This is a genomic window from Paraburkholderia aspalathi (assembly GCF_905220735.1).
Lineage (GTDB): Bacteria > Pseudomonadota > Gammaproteobacteria > Burkholderiales > Burkholderiaceae > Paraburkholderia > Paraburkholderia aspalathi.
The window spans coordinates 138,121-154,338 of sequence record NZ_CAJNBA010000001.1 but is presented as its reverse complement, the minus strand read 5'-3'; the positions used below and the strand labels follow the sequence as shown (position 1 = coordinate 154,338).

The 16,218-nt window shown below is 61.5% G+C and carries 16 protein-coding genes; 8 read left to right on the top strand and 8 right to left on the bottom strand.

What is annotated here, in order from left to right; genetic code table 11:
* Nucleotide 1: 1 nt before the first annotated feature.
* A complete protein-coding gene (locus KHO30_RS00635; RefSeq protein WP_211699747.1) occupies nucleotides 2-754 on the bottom strand; it encodes a maleate cis-trans isomerase family protein in 753 nt (250 codons plus the stop codon).
* A 298-nt stretch (nucleotides 755-1,052) separates the two neighbouring features.
* On the opposite strand from KHO30_RS00635, the gene KHO30_RS00630 reads away from it, so the two are divergent.
* The 3 genes from KHO30_RS00630 to KHO30_RS00620 all read left to right on the top strand — a co-directional run bounded on the left by KHO30_RS00630 (nucleotide 1,053) and on the right by KHO30_RS00620 (nucleotide 5,284).
* A complete protein-coding gene (locus KHO30_RS00630; protein ID WP_211699746.1) occupies nucleotides 1,053-2,204 on the top strand; it encodes an FAD-dependent monooxygenase in 1,152 nt (383 codons plus the stop codon).
* A gap of 109 nt (nucleotides 2,205-2,313) precedes the next feature.
* Nucleotides 2,314-2,829 (top strand): (2Fe-2S)-binding protein, encoded by a 516-nt coding sequence (locus KHO30_RS00625; protein WP_211699745.1) that lies wholly within the window; start codon nucleotides 2,314-2,316, stop codon nucleotides 2,827-2,829.
* A complete protein-coding gene (locus tag KHO30_RS00620) occupies nucleotides 2,813-5,284 on the top strand; it encodes a c-type cytochrome (RefSeq protein WP_211699744.1) in 2,472 nt (823 codons plus the stop codon). The genes KHO30_RS00625 and KHO30_RS00620 overlap by 17 nt, the downstream gene beginning before the upstream one ends.
* A gap of 20 nt (nucleotides 5,285-5,304) precedes the next feature.
* Here KHO30_RS00620 and KHO30_RS00615 read toward each other — a convergent pair whose 3' ends face one another.
* From KHO30_RS00615 to KHO30_RS00595, 5 genes are all read right to left on the bottom strand, one after another.
* Entirely contained in the window at nucleotides 5,305-6,222 is a 918-nt protein-coding gene (locus KHO30_RS00615) for a LysR family transcriptional regulator (RefSeq protein WP_093635029.1), read from the bottom strand.
* Nucleotides 6,223-6,375: 153 nt separating this feature from the next.
* Nucleotides 6,376-7,092, bottom strand: a complete 717-nt coding sequence (locus KHO30_RS00610) for an ethyl tert-butyl ether degradation protein EthD (RefSeq protein ID WP_211700930.1) — start codon at nucleotides 7,090-7,092, stop codon at nucleotides 6,376-6,378.
* 2 nt (nucleotides 7,093-7,094) lie between these two features.
* Nucleotides 7,095-7,631: a 4-hydroxyphenylacetate 3-monooxygenase, reductase component gene (gene hpaC, locus KHO30_RS00605; protein WP_093635030.1), complete on the bottom strand. Its 537-nt coding sequence runs from the start codon at nucleotides 7,629-7,631 to the stop codon at nucleotides 7,095-7,097.
* A 13-nt stretch (nucleotides 7,632-7,644) separates the two neighbouring features.
* Complete coding sequence (locus KHO30_RS00600; RefSeq protein ID WP_211699743.1) at nucleotides 7,645-8,862, bottom strand: acyl-CoA dehydrogenase family protein; 1,218 nt, start codon at nucleotides 8,860-8,862, stop codon at nucleotides 7,645-7,647.
* Between the two features lie 73 nt (nucleotides 8,863-8,935).
* Nucleotides 8,936-10,273, bottom strand: a complete 1,338-nt coding sequence (locus KHO30_RS00595) for an MFS transporter (RefSeq protein ID WP_093635032.1) — start codon at nucleotides 10,271-10,273, stop codon at nucleotides 8,936-8,938.
* Between the two features lie 395 nt (nucleotides 10,274-10,668).
* Between KHO30_RS00595 and KHO30_RS00590 the strand changes: the two genes are divergently transcribed.
* Nucleotides 10,669-11,316: a TetR/AcrR family transcriptional regulator gene (locus tag KHO30_RS00590; RefSeq protein ID WP_244863905.1), complete on the top strand. Its 648-nt coding sequence runs from the start codon at nucleotides 10,669-10,671 to the stop codon at nucleotides 11,314-11,316.
* Between the two features lie 117 nt (nucleotides 11,317-11,433).
* Nucleotides 11,434-11,838: a VOC family protein gene (locus KHO30_RS00585; RefSeq protein WP_211700928.1), complete on the top strand. Its 405-nt coding sequence runs from the start codon at nucleotides 11,434-11,436 to the stop codon at nucleotides 11,836-11,838.
* 53 nt (nucleotides 11,839-11,891) lie between these two features.
* Here the strand turns inward: KHO30_RS00585 and KHO30_RS00580 are convergent, their stop codons facing one another.
* On the bottom strand, nucleotides 11,892-12,050 hold the full coding sequence (locus KHO30_RS00580) for a hypothetical protein (RefSeq protein ID WP_167378395.1): 159 nt from the start codon (nucleotides 12,048-12,050) through the stop codon (nucleotides 11,892-11,894).
* A gap of 40 nt (nucleotides 12,051-12,090) precedes the next feature.
* Nucleotides 12,091-12,297: a hypothetical protein gene (locus tag KHO30_RS00575; protein WP_054034863.1), complete on the bottom strand. Its 207-nt coding sequence runs from the start codon at nucleotides 12,295-12,297 to the stop codon at nucleotides 12,091-12,093.
* A 416-nt stretch (nucleotides 12,298-12,713) separates the two neighbouring features.
* Between KHO30_RS00575 and KHO30_RS00570 the strand changes: the two genes are divergently transcribed.
* The 3 genes from KHO30_RS00570 to KHO30_RS00560 all read left to right on the top strand — a co-directional run bounded on the left by KHO30_RS00570 (nucleotide 12,714) and on the right by KHO30_RS00560 (nucleotide 16,054).
* Nucleotides 12,714-13,964, top strand: a complete 1,251-nt coding sequence (locus KHO30_RS00570; protein WP_093635033.1) for a metal-dependent hydrolase family protein — start codon at nucleotides 12,714-12,716, stop codon at nucleotides 13,962-13,964.
* A 50-nt stretch (nucleotides 13,965-14,014) separates the two neighbouring features.
* The gene (locus KHO30_RS00565; RefSeq protein WP_211699742.1) at nucleotides 14,015-15,385 is read left to right on the top strand and encodes an MFS transporter; all 1,371 of its coding nucleotides are present in this window, start codon (nucleotides 14,015-14,017) and stop codon (nucleotides 15,383-15,385) included.
* 270 nt (nucleotides 15,386-15,655) lie between these two features.
* The gene (locus KHO30_RS00560) at nucleotides 15,656-16,054 is read left to right on the top strand and encodes an RcnB family protein (RefSeq protein WP_093635035.1); all 399 of its coding nucleotides are present in this window, start codon (nucleotides 15,656-15,658) and stop codon (nucleotides 16,052-16,054) included.
* Nucleotides 16,055-16,218: the final 164 nt, after the last annotated feature.

Sequence of the window (16,218 nt, the reverse complement as noted above, 5' to 3'; positions counted from 1 at the left end):
GTCAATAAGCGCCCGACAGCAGGGCGCCTGCGCCCGGCACGATCGGTTCGAGATCGAGTTCGCGCAGCATCGCGTAGGTGGTGGCGATCGCGGCCGTAACCACCGGCTTGCCCGTCATGGCCTCGACTTTGGCGACCGCCGGCAGTGACGGCATCTGTACGCAGGCGGACAGCACGATTGCGTCGGCCTGTTCGAAAGGCATGCTTTTGACGATGTCGGGCAAGCGCGCGGGATCGTGGCGGCCCACGTCCAGGTTGTCGGGGATTTCGAGCGCACGATAGTCGATGACTTCATACCCTTCGTGGCGGATGTAGTCGACCACGAGCTCGGTCAAGGGCTTCATGTACGGCGCCACGACGATCACGCGTTTGGCGCCGATCACACGCAGTGCATCGACCAATGCCCCGGCGCTCGTCAGGACAGGCGCCTGCCCGCCGTTTTCCGCCGTGCGCTGCGTCAGGCGCGCCTGCGACACGCGGTGATAACCGTGACCCATGGCCATGATCGCGACGAGGCAGGCATAGCCGAGCACGTCGACGCGCGCGTCGGACAACTCGAGTGCGCAGCGGTCCGACTCGGCGTCCATTGCCGCCAGTTCTTCCTTGACGACCTTCTTCATGCGCATCCGGCTCGAATGAAAGGTGAAACGCTGCGGACGGATCGTCTCGCGCAGTCGCAGCATGGCCGGGATCTCCGTTTCCATCGTGGTGTTCGAGCTCGGCACGATCTGGCCGATCCGGTATGTCCTGGTCATTGTGATGCTCTCCGGTCAATGTGAGTGATGCCCGGCGCCTTGCGACGGCGAGGGGCGTCGTACGTTGAAGCAAAGTCTAGTGTGTACGTTATAAAAATTCAACAGAATAAAAATGCTCCAGACGAGCGACAGGAGGAGTGAAAGCGAGATTTCACGTATATAGGCGACAAATTCGGTGTTCGAGTGCACGTAAAATTTTTGTTGTCGAAAGAATTTCGAATGTGTACGCTACATTTAATCGAACTCAACCGGACCGTCGAAGCATGTCGCTGGGCGGGCGCACGAACAGGAGAACATCATGAGAAAAACCCGTATCGCCGTTATCGGCGCAGGCCTCGGCGGCACGGCGGCTGCCGCGTTGTTGCAACGCAGCGGTTATGACGTCAGGCTCTACGAGCAGGCTCAGGCGTTTTCACGCCTGGGTGCGGGTATTCACCTGGGGCCGAATGTGATGAAGATCATGCGTCGCATCGGCTGCGAAGATGCTTTGAACCTGATGGGCTCGCATCCCGACTTCTGGTACAGCCGCGACTGGAAAACGGCCGAAGCGATCTCGCAGATTCCGCTCGGCGATCACGCGCTCAAGGCCTATGGCGCGAGCTATCTGACGGTCCATCGTGGCGACTTTCATGCGCTGATGACCGAGGCGGTTGCGCCCGGCACGATCGTCTTCGGCAAATGCCTGAAGTCTGTCGAAGATACCGGTAGCGACGTGCGCATGACTTTCGCGGACGGTTCGGTCGAGACGGCCGACATCGTGATTGGCGCGGACGGCGTCAACTCGAAGATTCGCGATCACCTGCTGGGCTCGGAGCCACCGCGTTATACGGGCTATGTTGCGCATCGCGCGGTCTTCCCCGCGTCGCTGCTCGGCCACAAGCCGTATGACATGTGCGTGAAGTGGTGGTCGGAAGACCGTCACATGATGGTCTACTACGTGACCGAGGCGCGCGACGAGTACTACTACGTCACGGGCGTGCCGCAGGCCGAGTGGCCCGCGGGGGTGTCGATGATGGAAAGCAGCCGCGAAGAAATGCGCGAGGCGTTCGCGGGTTTTCATCCGGACGTGCAGAATCTGATCGACGTGTCGCCGTCCATTACAAAATGGCCTTTGCTCGAACGCGATCCGCTGCCGTTGTGGAGCCGTGGCCGTCTGGTGCTGCTCGGCGACGCATGTCATCCGATGAAGCCGCACATGGCGCAGGGCGCGGCAATGGCGATCGAAGACGCAGCCATGTTGACGCGCTGCCTCGACGAAGTGGGCGCAACCGACTACGCGGGTGCCTTCGCGCTGTACGAAGCGAACCGTGCGACGCGCGCCTCCAAGGTGCAACTGGTCTCGCACAACAACACGTGGCTGCGCACGAATGAAGACCCGTCTTGGGTTTTTGGCTATGACGTGTTCAACGTACCGCTCGTGTCGCCGGCCGCCGAGGTCGCTTCGGCCTGAGTGTGTGAGTGGCAAACACGCGATATGGAAGCGCGTGGCACCGGCGCCATAGCACGCTGCGTGCTTCCGCTGTAAGGTCGTCCCTTTTCATTTGTGAACAGGCTCAGATATGGCGCATTCGAGTCCGCCCGCCGGTCCGCTGACGCTCACCGTCAACGGCGTTCGTCGCACCGTTCAGGGCGCCACGCCGGATACGCCACTGCTGTATATCCTGCGCAACGACTTCGAACTGAATGGACCGAAGTACGGTTGCGGCCTCGGGCAGTGTGGCGCGTGCACGGTGATCGTCGACGACCAGCCGACGCGTTCGTGCGTCGTGCCCGCGAGCATTGCGATCGGGCGCGAAGTCACGACGCTCGAAGGACTTGGGACGGCCGATGCGCTGCACCCGGTGCAGCGCGCATTCGTCGACGAACAGGCGGCGCAGTGTGGCTACTGCCTGAACGGCATGATCATGAGCGCGAAGGCGCTCCTCGAACGCAACCCGGAGCCTGACGACGACGCGATCCGCGACGCGCTGCGCTTCAATCTGTGCCGATGCGGCACGCACTTCGAGATCGTCAACGCGGTGCGTCGCGCTGCGCAATATCTGCGGCATGAAGGTGCGCATGAATCAGGACGGTGACGACCTCGTAGCGGTGCGTGATGATGAACGTGCGCTTGAGTCTGTGCGTGCGCGGTCTGTCGGGAACGAAAAGTCCGGCGCGACGCTGCACCGGTCGGAACGGTATCAATGGCCCGTACGAACGCAAACGGGCGACGCAGCCGCTATGGCCTATGCGGACCTGATGGTCGGGACCGGCCACGAGCGCGACGGCACGATGACAACGTGGCAATACCGTGCGCGTCTGGAGCACGAAGAGGTTTCCACGTGCGATGACGATGTCGAGCCTACTGCGCCTTTGCTGGTATACCGGCACGCTCAGACGTCCGTGGCGGTCGAAGCTTCTGCGGCCCGGACAATTCCTGTTCAGGCGCATGCGTTTGCCCGCGAATCGTTCATCGACGAACTCGCTCATTCACTGCAACGCGATCCTGTCGCGTTGCGCCTGCAGCACCTCGACGCGCAGCGTGACGGCGGCGCACGCGAAACGATCCGCATGGTAACCGAGCGTGCCGCTTGGGGCGGGGTGCTTGCAGCTCAGGTTGAGCCGGCGTCGCCCTGGGTGCGCGGACGCGGCTTCGCGTTCGACGGCGAAGCGCTTGAACACGGCGCACCGCTATCGTCGGATGAGAAAGGCAGTTTGCCTGTGCGTGTCACAACGGGAACGCCGAATCCGGGTGCCGATAGCTGGACGGCGTGGGTCGTGGATGTCGACGTGAATCGTGAAACTGGCGATGTCGCGATCAGACGCGTGGTCGCGGGCCGTGGTTCGGGCGAACCGGGTGCGGCGCGCGTCTCGGGCTTGCCGTCGTGGCAGGTGGCCGATGCGATCGAGCGCTCCACCGGCGTGCGCTTTCTTGCCCGGTCAGCCCACGATGAAACCGGCTCTGCAAACGGCGATGCCGCGGTGTCGCATGAACTGAGCGTGGTGGGAAGCGCGCTGAACGAGCCGACTGCCGGGACGGCGCGGACCTTGACGAGCGCGGAGGCCGACACCATAGAGCGTGCTGCCGCGCCCGCCGCAGCCGCGATTGCGAACGCCTTGTTCGACGCAACCGGCGTGCGTTTCCGAGCGCCCCCGTTCGACGCGGAGCGCATCCGCCGCGCGTTGGCTGATGTGCCTTCCGCTACGTTGGCTGAGGCGCCTGCGCAGATGCGTCGTCCGTCGCGTTGGCGGCGCTGGTTGGCCGGGGGCGGTATCGGTGGCGTGATGGGCGGTTTGATCGGCCTCGCCTGCTCGGTCCTGCCGGGGCCGGCGCCGATCGCACCGATTGCCTCCGTCGATACTTCGCTGTGGTCGCCGGCCACGCTCGAACGCGGTCGTCAGATCGCCGCCGCGGGTGATTGCGCGGTCTGCCACACCGCGCCAGGCGGCAAGACCAATGCCGGCGGCTTCGCGCTCGACACGCCGTTCGGCACCGTCTATTCGACCAACCTCACGCCCGATGCGCAGACCGGTATCGGCACCTGGTCGTACGAAGCGTTCGCGCGAGCGATGCGTGAAGGTATTTCGCGCGACGGCTCGCATCTTTACCCCGCGTTTCCGTACACCGCGTTCGCCAGGATGAGCGAGTCCGACATGATGGCGCTCTACGCATATCTGATGTCGCAAGCGCCGGTCAAAAACGCGCCACCGAAAACGAACTTGCCATTCCCGCTCAATCAAAGACGGCTGGTGGCCGGCTGGAATTGGCTGTTTCATGACACACGTCCGTTCGTCCCCGACGAGACGCGCTCGGCGCAGTGGAATCGCGGCAAGTATCTGGTCGACGGCGCGGGGCATTGCGGCGCGTGTCATACACCGCGCAATGCGATCGGCGCGGAGAAGGGTGGTTTTGCGTATCTGTCGGGCGGGAGCGCGGAAGGCTGGGACGCGCCGTCGCTGGTGGCTTCGCGTGCGTCGCCGGTGCCGTGGTCCGAGGCTGCGCTGTTCGACTATTTGCGCACGGGCTTTTCTGCAGAACACGGTGTGGCGGCGGGGCCGATGGCGCCGGTCGTCGCCGGACTCGCTACGCTGCCGGAATCGGACGTACGTGCGATGGCTCACTACGTCGCCTCGTTGTCGCCACCCGTTGACGCGGAGGTGTCCGCCCGTGCTGCGGCCACGCGGGCGATTGCTACAGACGCGAATTCGACGACGACACTTGGCTTCGAAAACGGCCGCCGCATTTTCGAAGCATCGTGCGCGGTGTGTCATGCGGAATCGGGCGGCGTCGGCCATTTCGGCGTACGCCCGTTGATGGGGTTGAACACGAGCGTTGCCCAGGCCTCACCGGACAATCTTCTGCATGTGTTGCAACATGGGATCGATCAGCCCGCGATGGAGTCGCTGGGCTACATGCCCGGATTCGGTGATGTGTTCGACGACAAGCAGATGGCCGAGCTCGCGTCGTATATCCGCGCGCGCTACGCACCGGGGCAGCCGGCCTGGCGTGATCTCGAATCGGCGTCGGCAAGATTGCGCGCCGGGCACTAGCGCCGTCCGAGCAATTCCGGTCAATCGGCCTGATGAAACATATCGTAGATGGCGTCGACCAGCCAGGCGATTCCCGGGTCCGCCGAAAACTGCGCGTGGCAATGGACCTGAATTTCAATGGGTGGCAACGAGAAGGGCAGCGGGAGGATGCGGAAGGACTTGTTGCGGTTAAAGCGTTGCGCGATGCTTCTGGGGAAAATGACGGCGAGATCGGTGTTCTGAACGATCTCCGGCGCAACGACAAAATGAGGCAGGCGCAGCACGATATCCCGGCGCAGATTCAATTCCTCCAGCCATTGCTCGACCATCCGGTGTCCGGTTGCGTTTGTACTCGCATAGACGTAGCGCAAGCCCGCGAGGTCTTCCTTGGTTGGTTTCAGCTTGCGCAAAGGGTGACCCGCCCGCACAACGCAAACGTGTTCGTCGAAAAATAGCGTCCTGCTCACGCAACCTGAATCCAGACCCGGAACGTAACCGAGCGCGAGATCGATTTCACCGCTGCGCATCGCGGCACTCACTGAGTCGACGGAGACATTCGCAATCTCGATCCGGATACCGCGCGCAGTACGGTCGAGCATCGAGAGCAGCGGCGGCAGGAAAAAGTACTCCGACATATCCGACATCGACACGCGGAACACGCGTGTCGTCGTAGCGGGGTCGAATTTCGCGAGCTGCTGCACGGCGCCGTTGATGATCTCGAACGCCTGCGTGAGCGGTGCGTGCAAACGCAGTGCCGCATCTGTGGGCACCATGCCGCTGGGCGTGCGCACAAAGAGCGGGTCGTCGAATAAGCCACGCAGTCGACGGAGCGCGTGGCTGACCGCAGGTTGCGTGAGCCCGAGCCGTTCTCCCGCGGCGGTCAGGCTGCGTAGATCCGAAATGGCCAGAAACACGCGCAGCAGATTCAAATCCGTAATGCCAGAGTGCGACTTTGTCATGACGTTCGGATCGCGGCAGTGAAGGAGTCTGACGATCGCGTTGCGTCAGGCTCTGGCTGTTAAAACGGACGCGCAACTTTCGGTGCGACAGTATCCGGTCCGCAGAGCGGGACCTGACAGCCGCCTGCTGCTTAGGGCTATCCGCGTCCGGCTTTACGTCCGCTGCAGGTTACCGTAAATGCTGTGCATAGGGAAATGCGAGGCCGGTCCGCTGTATGGCGGGAATGCGTCGAAATCCTGCTTCATCTGCGCACGTACCGGCGAGGCCAACGCTGCGGCCAGCGCCGCGGGATCGTCGAAGACCACTTTGTTCCGCTGCATGGCGGTTGCTTGCGGAATATCTAAACCGGTCCGATAGTCGACCCGCGTATAGATTTCCAGCTCACGAATGTGGGGCAGCTGTGCCATGAGCGGGGGATGATGCTTCAAATAGTGCGTCAACCACGCATTGAAATTCTGGGCTTCTCCTTCATAGCCGACGAGATACGTGCATTTCTCAGACGGACCTCCAATGCCGGGGGCATTCGGCGTAGCAAACTTTCTCACCGCCATGAGTTGCTGCGCGACTGCAAGGCGGTCTTGGGCGGCGTCTATCGCTTGCTCCACGATCGTGTGTGCCGCACCACCGCGTTGAAGAGCCGCTTCGGCAGGATCGAGATCGTCGAAATACCACTGCAGCACCCAGCGTGGCTTCAATGCATGTTCGTTTGAATGAGGATCGCCATTCGCCGACTCCTCAGAGCGATGGATCACGAAGCGCCGCAGTCCTTCAACGTTCTGGGACGCCGCCTGAATCAGCGATATATCGACGTCGCGCGACTCCGGATGTATGCCATGGCGGTAGCCGATAAGAAACAGACAAACTTCCACATTCACCTCGCAGCGCTTGCTACAACGGACTGCGCCGTTGCTTCTGGCCGCACAAGGCGGTGGAACTGCCGGCCGAAATAGATCAGTCCGTCGCCTTCCGCTCTGGTCGAGATATGCCCGATTTCTACAAACATGACTGAATGCGAGCCGACACTCTTGAGGTCGACAATCTCGCCTTCGAGACTTGCAATCGCATGCGAGAGGACCGGGGCTGACTGATGCCCGATCGTCCATGCATGACGTGCGAACCGCTCATCCATCGAACAGGCTGTCATGCCCGCGAAATCACGCGCGACGTCCTGGCATTCCGCCGCCAGCACATTGATGCACACGTTCCGGTTGTGATGCAGAACATCGTGTACGTAACTGGCCTGATTGATACAAACGAGCATCGTCGGCGGCGCATCTGTCACGGAACAGACGGCGCTTGCGGTAATCCCACACCGTCCGCTCGGGCCATCCGTGGTGATGATGTTGACAGCCGCGGGCAGGCACGCCATTGCATCGCGGAAACGCCGTTTGGTGTCGTCGATCGTCATGATTGTCCTCTCATCAGGGATACGGCGTTACCGGTGCGATGCCGGCAAACAGCGCGCCCGATGCGTCGTAGGTGCCTTCTCCAAGGAACGCGTGCTGTGTCACGACAATCGAGTCACGCACCAATCGCTGCAGCCGGTTCTCGCGGTAGATCGCCGCGATGCCCGCCAACTGATAGGCCTGCATCACGACCTCGGCACACACTTGTGCAGCGTGAGTTGCGCTGAGGCGCATCAGATTGGCCTGATGCTGTGTCACAGGATCGCCGGCGACGATGGTTTGCCACGCCGATTCGGCGGACTCGTAGAAAAACGCGCGAGCACTGCGCCAGTTGGCCTCCGCCTTCGCGAGACCGGAGCGGTAGTAACCGCGGTCTGCAAGACGCGGGGCGCCGGTGGTGGTTTTAGTCGATCCGGACATGTCGGTCAGCAGATCGAGTGCTGCACGCGCGAGGCCGATGTTGACGGCGGCGTGCACTTGCGCCTGGTACGCAACGGCGGGATAGCGGTAGAGCGGTTCGTCGATCAGCGCTTGTCCGCCGCGAACGAATGTCCATTGCTCGTCGACGAATTTGTCGCGAAGCCGCAGATCGTGGCTGCCGGTGCCCTGCATGCCGACCACGTTCCAGTTCTCGACGATTTCGACCTCGTGCGCGGGGAAGACAGCGGTGAACGGTTTTCCTGCGCCAGTGTCACCCGAATTGGCAGGCGTGCCGCCGATCCCTACACCAATCCAGTCCGCGCCCTTGCAGCCGCTTGCAAATCGCCATTGTCCGCTGACCATGAAGCCATCCGGTACTTTGGCGGCCGGTTGCAACGGATAGAGTCCGCCGGCAAAAACCTGATCCGGTCCTTTCGCATAGATATGCTGCTGCGTTTCGATTGGGAGCGACGCGAGATAGGTATTCGCCGACCCGAACGCGGCGACCCACGCGGTCGACCCGTCGGCGATTGCGATGCGCTCGAGCATGTGCAGAAACTGTGGCGGCGGCAGCGCGTCTCCACCAAAGCGGCGCGGCGTACTTGCGCGAAAAATACCTGCGCGTTTCATCTTCGCGATCATGTCGCGCGGAACATGCGAGAGCTGATCGAACTCGTCTCTTCGTCGCTCGATTTCCTCGATCAGAACATCGAGGGAAAGGGGACCCGCGTACTCCGGATACGGATCGGCTTGATCGACGACGCGAGGTTCATAGGCGTGCGTCGGAAGGCTGGCACTTTGAAGGCTTTGCATGATGGCAGGGTGTCGGAATTGAATAATCGATCCGTCTGGTGCGGCGGCGCCACAGCGCTGCCGCTTAACGGTGTTAAGCGCTTTCTTTCGCCTGAAGTCTCAGAGCCTTCGGGAAAGTCTCAGGCGCAAGACAGGTCGCGAGCACAGTGATCAGTCCGAGAACAACGAGGTAAATGACGACTGGCGTGGCGCTACGGTAGTGAGCGAGCAGTGCGGTCGCGATCATCGGCGACAGGCCGCCGCCGAGTACGGACGACATCTCGCGGCCGATGCCAAGGCCCGAGAAACGTAGATGGACGGGCAACAATTCGCTGATGAAAGCTGGCTGAGCGCCTTCGAGGATGCCCAGTGTGATGCTGTTGGCGAGGACGAGCGCCAGGATGACTTTCCACAGCACGCCCGAGCCGAGCAGCACGAAGTAAGGGTAGGCGACCAGCACCATTGCAATCGCGCCGGCGAGATAAACCGGCTTGCGGCCGATTTTGTCCGTCACGTGGCCCATCAAGAGCGAAACGGGGATCATCAACAGCATCGATACGGTCAATCCACCCAGAATCCAGCTCGATGGCAGGCCGACAAACCGGCCGTAGGCAATCGAAAAAGCAAAGAAGATGTACGACGCAGCGCCTTCGCCAAAGCGCAGGCCGAAAACAGTCAGCACCTGACGCGGACATTGGCGAAGCACTTCGATAATCGGCATGCGGCTGTCGCGGCGCGCGGCTTTGACCTCGGCGAACTCGGCGCTTTCGTCGACGGAGCGGCGCATCCACAGCCCGAGCGCGACTAACACGGCGCTGCAGAGGAACGGCACGCGCCAGCCCCAACTCAGAAAGTCGGAAGACGACAGCGTCTGGACGAGCAGAAACGCAGCAGTGGAAAGAACGAAGCCGAATGCGGCGCCGCAGGGACTCCATGCAGACAGCGCACCGCGTTTCGATGCGGGCGCGTTTTCATGGATCAGCAAAATACTGCCGCTCCATTCCCCACCCGCAGCAAGACCCTGCAAGATGCGCAGCAGGACCAGCAAGATGGGGGCCGCGATGCCGATTTGCTGATAGGTCGGCAGGAGACCCATGCAGACGGTCGCGCTGCCCATCATCAACAGCGTGAGCATCATGACCGTCTTGCGGCCGTACCGGTCGCCGATGTGGCCGCACAGCACGCCGCCAATTGGACGGGCAATGAAGCCGACCGTAAAGCCGCCGAACGCCGCAATCGTCCCGGTCAGCGGATCGGTACCGATGGGAAAGAACAGGTGGCCGAACACCAGCGCGGCGGCGGTTCCATAGAGAAAAAAGTCGTACCACTCGAGAATCTGGCCGAGCACTGCAGTCGTTACCGCGCGGCGAACCTTGCTGGTTGGACGCAGATTGGATAGGGGAGCAAGCGTAGCTGTTGCGTCAGGATTCATGGCATTTCGCAGATCACGGTGTTGGAGATCCCGCCTCTCGACAACACAGATCGGCAGGTACGACGATGCGAACGGGGCAGGCATGTCCGCACAATATGGCCGAGGTAAAGGCCGGTCAAATTCAGGACAAAAATGAACGACATGAATGGCGTGCATGACGACTCATGCAGATGCATGAAGTCAGCCGGGGCGCGGCACGCCACTTCTTGCCGCTGGTGTCGACTTCGACCGACGTGATGACTTTGTGGCAAGCTTGCGTCCACATCGAGCCTGACGGCTACCTCTGGACCGAAACATTCGTTGCCACCCAACCACCTGATTGCCGTATGCCTCGACAACCGACTCCATCGCCACTCAAACCGCGCAGGGCGCCCAGCCAGCCCCGCTCAGAACGCATGGTCGCCACCTTGCTCGAAGCGGCTGCACAGGTGCTTGAAACGAAGGGACTCGAAGGGTTCAACACGAACGCGGTCGCGGAACGCGCTGGCGTCAGCATTGGTTCGCTGTATCAATACTTCCCGAGTAAGGATGCGTTGACGATCGCGCTGATGCAGCGTGAAAGCGAACGCTTCTATCGCGATGCGCTGGTTGCTCTCGATCACCCGAGCGGACCGATCGCGCTCACGCATCTGATCGGCGTCTCAGTTCGGCAGCAGTTCGCGAGGCCTACGCTTGCACGGCTACTCGACGTCGAGGAGAGCAGGCCGCAACTGCGCATGGCGCTGGCCAACACCGGATCGGTGCGCAGCGTGCTATTGGAGATCCTCGTGCGTGACGGTTTGCCGCCGCAAGACGACGTGGCCGTCGCCGCGAGCGATCTGATGGCGATTGTTCGTGGGCTCGTCGACGCCGCCGGCGAGCGTGAGGAGACGGACACGACTGGACTCACTCGCCGCGTGACGGCCGCCGTATTGGGCTATCTGACGATGATGTCGGGTGCGGGACGCAATGGCGATTCGCCTGCCGAAGACACACCGCAATCCGCGAGCAAACGCGAGCAGGCTGTACGCAAGTCGGCGGCGCGAGGGCTGAAACGCCCGTAGGACGGGGCTGAGCGGCTGTCGATGTGAAGGCGGCGACGCGAGTATTGAACGCGAGCTTTTACTCGTAACATTCTCCGTATGGAACGCAACGAGCGATCCAATTCAACGGAGATCGACATGACTCATATCACCACCACCATGAAGCTCAACCACGTGAGCTTCCCCTCGTCCGATGTGAGCGCCACCGCTACTTTCTTCGAGGCCCATCTAGGCTGTACCGTCGCCGGGCGCGGCGCGAGCTGGCTTCTGAAACGTCCTGGATTCGATATCGTGATCGATGACGCCGCTGATCATCCGGTCGCGTGGCCGCATAACTTTCACATCGGCTTTGAACTGGCGACCCTCGACGATGTTCGCACGCTCTATGACGAGATGCTTGCAGGAGACGTCGTGATGAAAACCGGCGTGTTCAAGCATGAACGCGGTTCGCGATTTTTCTGTGAAGTACCGGGCGGCGTTCTCGTCGAAATCAATACCCGTTCAGATGCCGACGAGAAGTATCGAGGCACTTTCGACCTCTAATATTCTGCGCAACGGGATTGCAGACATTTTTCGTTAGCGACATGCGCTTGCCATTAGCGCCTGTCGCGCATCACTTCCCAGCAATCGCGATGGTCCATCCGGCTAAGTTTGCGCCGTCGCGTCATTTCGCGCCAATAGTGAACGGCGACCAGCAGCACGGCGGCGCTCAACCCACACAGCCCCACAACGATTCCTGTCCACGATTCGGCCACGGAATACTCCTTGACTGTGAAACAGATCAAGCGATACGTGTCATTCGTCGTTCAGGATACGAGCGGCAGCCTTCAGAAACATCTGTCCGTCGTGAGTAATGAGAGGGCGCTGTTGCCCGGAAGGGAGGTTCTCCAGCGTGACGAGCTGACGGTCCAGAAGCGCTTCCAGATCGGCACCGTCCAGACTCAGCCAATCCGGTGCATCTTTGAGCAGCATGAGGGTCGCGAATTCATGCGGACTGAGCATCTCCGTCTCCTGGCCAATCCTGCTTTGCTGGGAACCTGATCCGTTGGCCTCGCTACGCGAGCAGGATCGATTCGTGGATGGCTACTGCAGGCTGTCACCTTGCGTTCGGGTGGCATGTCGCGCGCCATGGCACTCATCTTAATGCTGAGTTGTCCAATAGATCAATATTTGGGAAAAAATTTTTCGGGATTTTTACGCTACCTTCGTGAAGCCGTCGCGGCGCAGCATGACCCGTTGAGCGGCAATTGCGTGCCGCTTCGCACAACGTGTTCGTTAGCGCGCAGACGTGATGCGTGTCACACTGATTCCGGTGAATATTCTGGCAGCGCTTCCATATGCTTCCATACGCCCGCCTGCATACCCGAGGTGAGTTCCGGACGCCGGGCGCTGCGATCGAAACCTGAAGGAGACAACCGTTGACCACCTTCCTCCTACGTAACGGCGCACTGCTCGACCCTACCCATCCTGATCTTTTAGAAGGCTTCGAAGTCCTCATCGAGGACGGTTTCGTCCGCGAGGTTTCCGACAAGCCGATAAAGAGCGGCAGTGCGCGCGTGATTGACGTCAAAGGCAAAACGATCATGCCGGGTTTGATCGATCTGCATGTGCATGTCGTCGCGATCGAGTTCAACCTGCCGCGCGTGGCGACGCTACCTAACGTGCTGGTTACGCTGCGCGCCGTGCCGATCATGCGTGCGATGCTGCGCCGCGGCTTCACCACCGTGCGCGACGCAGGGGGTGCCGGGTATCCATTCAAGCAGGCGGTCGAGTCAGGGCTGATCGAAGGCCCGCGCCTCTTCGTGTCCGGCCGCGCGTTAAGCCAGACCGGCGGCCACGCCGATCCGCGCGCCCGCTCCGACTACATGCCACCCGATTCACCCTGCGGATGCTGCGTGCGTGTGGGTGCGCTGGGCCGCGTGGCGGACGGCGTCGATGAAGTGCGCCGGGCCGTGCGCGAGGAACTGCAGATGGGCGCCGATCAGATCAAGATCATGGCGTCGGGCGGCGTTGCTTCACCGACCGATCCTGTCGGCGCATTCGGTTACTCCGAAGACGAGATCCGCGCGATCGTAGCGGAAGCTCAGGGGCGTGGCACCTATGTGCTCGCTCACGCCTATACGGCCGCGGCGATCGCGCGCGCGGTGCGCTGTGGCGTGCGCACGATCGAACACGGCAATCTGATTGACGATGAGACGGCCCGCCTCGTTGCGGAGCATGGCGCGTATGTTGTGCCAACCCTTGTTACTTACGACGCCCTTGCAAGCGAAGGCGAGAAGTATGGCTTGCCGCCGGAAAGTATCGCCAAGGTCGCGGACGTGCACGGCGCCGGCATGCACTCGATTGAAATCATGAAGCGCGCCGGGGTCAAGATGGGCTTCGGCACGGATTTGCTCGGCGAGGCACAGCGTCTGCAAAGCGACGAATTCCGGATCCTGGCCGAGGTTCTCTCGCCAGCCGAGGTGATCGCAAGCGCGACCCTCGTTGGCGCGGAAGTGCTGGGCATGCAGGACAAGCTCGGCAGAATCATGCCGGGTGCCCATGCCGATGTGCTGGTGGTCGACGGCAATCCTCTGAAGTCCGTCGATTGCCTGTTGGGTCAGGGTGAGCATATTCCGCTCGTGATGAAGGATGGCCGGCTCTTCGTCAACGAACTCGAAAGATATTGACCGTAGTACGCTCGTCCGCGGTGCCCCACAGTCCCTATCGGAGCCTGTTCATGACGATGATTTCCGCCCGCATCGAGCGCTTGCCGTTTTCAGCTTTTCACCGCCGTCTGCTATTGATGGGCGGCCTCGGCTACACCTTCGATGCGATGGACGCCGCCGTGCTCGCTTTCCTGCTGCCCGTGTTGCGCACGCAATGGGGGCTGACGAGCGTACAGACGGGCGTACTGGGAAGCGGCACGTTCATGGGCTATTTCGTCGGCGCGATGCTGGCGGGCATGCTCGGCGATGTCATCGGCCGGCGCAAGGTCATGATGTATGCGCTCGTGATTTACTGTGTCGCGTCGCTTGCCAGTGCACTGGCGAACGACTGGGGATTTTTTCTCGCGACGCGGATCGTCGCCGGCTTGGGAACGGGTGCGGAAAGCGCCATCGTCGCGCCGTTTCTCTCCGAGTTCGTGGCGCGGCGGTATCGCGGGAGTTTCACGGGCAGCCTCGCGGGGTTTTTCTCCTTCGGCTTCGTGGCGGCTGCACTGCTCGGCTATCTGGTGATCCCGCTCGCGCCCAATGCATGGCGCGCCGTGATGGTCATCACCGCGCTGCCCATTCTGATGCTGCTGTGGTGGCGCCGTGCGTTGCCCGAGTCGCCACGCTGGCTCGAGGCGCGTGACCGGCATGCGGAAGCCGATGCGATCGTGTCGCGAATGGAAGCGGAGGTCACGCAAGCGGGCGTGCAGTTGGAGCCGCTGTCTCCGGTGCGCGACGGAACCGTTCCGCTCGCAGCCGGACGAGCCTCGATCGTCGCGAACGTCAAGGCGTTGTGGGCGACGAAGCTCGCGCGCATCACAGCCATGACGTGGCTGATGTGGCTATCCATCACGTTTAGCTACTACGCTTTTTTCACGTGGATTCCCGGCTTGCTGGTTCAAAACGGGATGACGATCACGCGCAGCTTTTCGTATTCGCTCGTGATTTACCTTGCCCAGATCCCGGGATACTTTTCAGGCGCGTGGCTCAACGAGAAGATCGGCCGGCAGGCGACGATCGCGTCATACATGATCCTGGGCGGCGTATCGGCGCTTGGGCTTGCGTTGACGGGTACGGATGCCGGCATCATGGTGTCCGGAATCCTGCTGTCGTTCTTCATGAACGGCACCTATGCGGGCGTTTACGCCTATACGCCCGAGGTGTTTCCCACCGACGTGCGCGCAACGGGCACCGGGCTCGCTTCGTCAGTGGGCCGGCTGGGCGCGATTGCGGCGCCTATCCTCGTTGGGTACGTCTATCCGAAACTGGGCTTTGGCGGAGTGTTCGGCGCGACAACGCTTGTGCTGCTGACGGGTGCGATGGCCGTGCTACTCATGGGCGTGCCGACACGCGGAAGATCGCTCGAGGACATTGCCGCGGGGCAAATCGAACAGTAAGGAAAGTAAACTTCAGAGCCAACTCGGCTAGCGCCGTCAGCACACGTTCCGATGACGCCACTGTGTCACGCAACGCGAATCCGTGAAGCCACCAAGCGCGGTTTTGGCGATCGGGCATTCTTATGACATTATCTGCCAGCGCGGACGTGGTGAGCGTTGATGAGCGAACTACGTCGCGTAGCCATGTAATCGACACGCAGCAGGCGTTTCACGGCAGACAGAGCTTCGAGCGCCACGCTGTTATCGCGTCATTCTCTCAGAGGCAAAGCCATGAAGTTGACAATCGCCGCACCACTTTTAATCATTTCGTTACTCGGCACGTCCACAGCCGTCTTTGCGCAGCAGCATGACGACAATCACGGCCACGGCCAGCCTTCGCACGACCGACCGAATCCGGGTCACGGGGACCAGCATGGACATGGCCGCGGCCCTGCGCCGCACGATGCGTCTTTAGGAGGGCCGGGCGGTCCCGTTCCTCACAACGACTGGCACAAGGGTGAGCGGCTTCCGACGGAGTATCGCGACCGTAATTACGTTGTCGACAACTGGCACGAACACGGCCTGCAAGCGCCGCCGCGCGGGTATCAATGGGTCGGCGTGAACGGGGACTATGTACTCGCCGCCATCGCGACGGGTGTCATTGCCAATGTCCTGCTAGCCGGGCACTAGCCAATCGAGCTGGACTCGATTAGCGCCAAATGTCGCGTGCTATGCTTGGACCGGCAAGTATCTCCACGCTACCCAGCTCTATCCGTGTCGACGACGAGGTAAGTGCCATTCAGAACGCCGCACCGGTCGGCGCAAAAACTGAGCCGGACACGACCGCGATCGTT

Coding starts and splice junctions, on each gene's coding strand:
- KHO30_RS00560 (WP_093635035.1), top strand. CDS start 15,656: ATGAAGTTGACAATCGCCGCACCACTTTTAATCATTTCGTTACTCGGC.
- hpaC (WP_093635030.1), bottom strand. CDS start 7,631: ATGACGATCGACGACACCAAACGGCGTTTCCGCGATGCAATGGCGTGC.
- KHO30_RS00595 (WP_093635032.1), bottom strand. CDS start 10,273: ATGAATCCTGACGCAACAGCTACGCTTGCTCCCCTATCCAATCTGCGT.
- KHO30_RS00630 (WP_211699746.1), top strand. CDS start 1,053: ATGAGAAAAACCCGTATCGCCGTTATCGGCGCAGGCCTCGGCGGCACG.
- KHO30_RS00635 (WP_211699747.1), bottom strand. CDS start 754: ATGACCAGGACATACCGGATCGGCCAGATCGTGCCGAGCTCGAACACC.
- KHO30_RS00565 (WP_211699742.1), top strand. CDS start 14,015: ATGACGATGATTTCCGCCCGCATCGAGCGCTTGCCGTTTTCAGCTTTT.
- KHO30_RS00600 (WP_211699743.1), bottom strand. CDS start 8,862: ATGCAAAGCCTTCAAAGTGCCAGCCTTCCGACGCACGCCTATGAACCT.
- KHO30_RS00625 (WP_211699745.1), top strand. CDS start 2,314: ATGGCGCATTCGAGTCCGCCCGCCGGTCCGCTGACGCTCACCGTCAAC.
- KHO30_RS00585 (WP_211700928.1), top strand. CDS start 11,434: ATGACTCATATCACCACCACCATGAAGCTCAACCACGTGAGCTTCCCC.
- KHO30_RS00590 (WP_244863905.1), top strand. CDS start 10,669: ATGGTCGCCACCTTGCTCGAAGCGGCTGCACAGGTGCTTGAAACGAAG.
- KHO30_RS00575 (WP_054034863.1), bottom strand. CDS start 12,297: ATGCTCAGTCCGCATGAATTCGCGACCCTCATGCTGCTCAAAGATGCA.
- KHO30_RS00615 (WP_093635029.1), bottom strand. CDS start 6,222: ATGACAAAGTCGCACTCTGGCATTACGGATTTGAATCTGCTGCGCGTG.
- KHO30_RS00620 (WP_211699744.1), top strand. CDS start 2,813: ATGAATCAGGACGGTGACGACCTCGTAGCGGTGCGTGATGATGAACGT.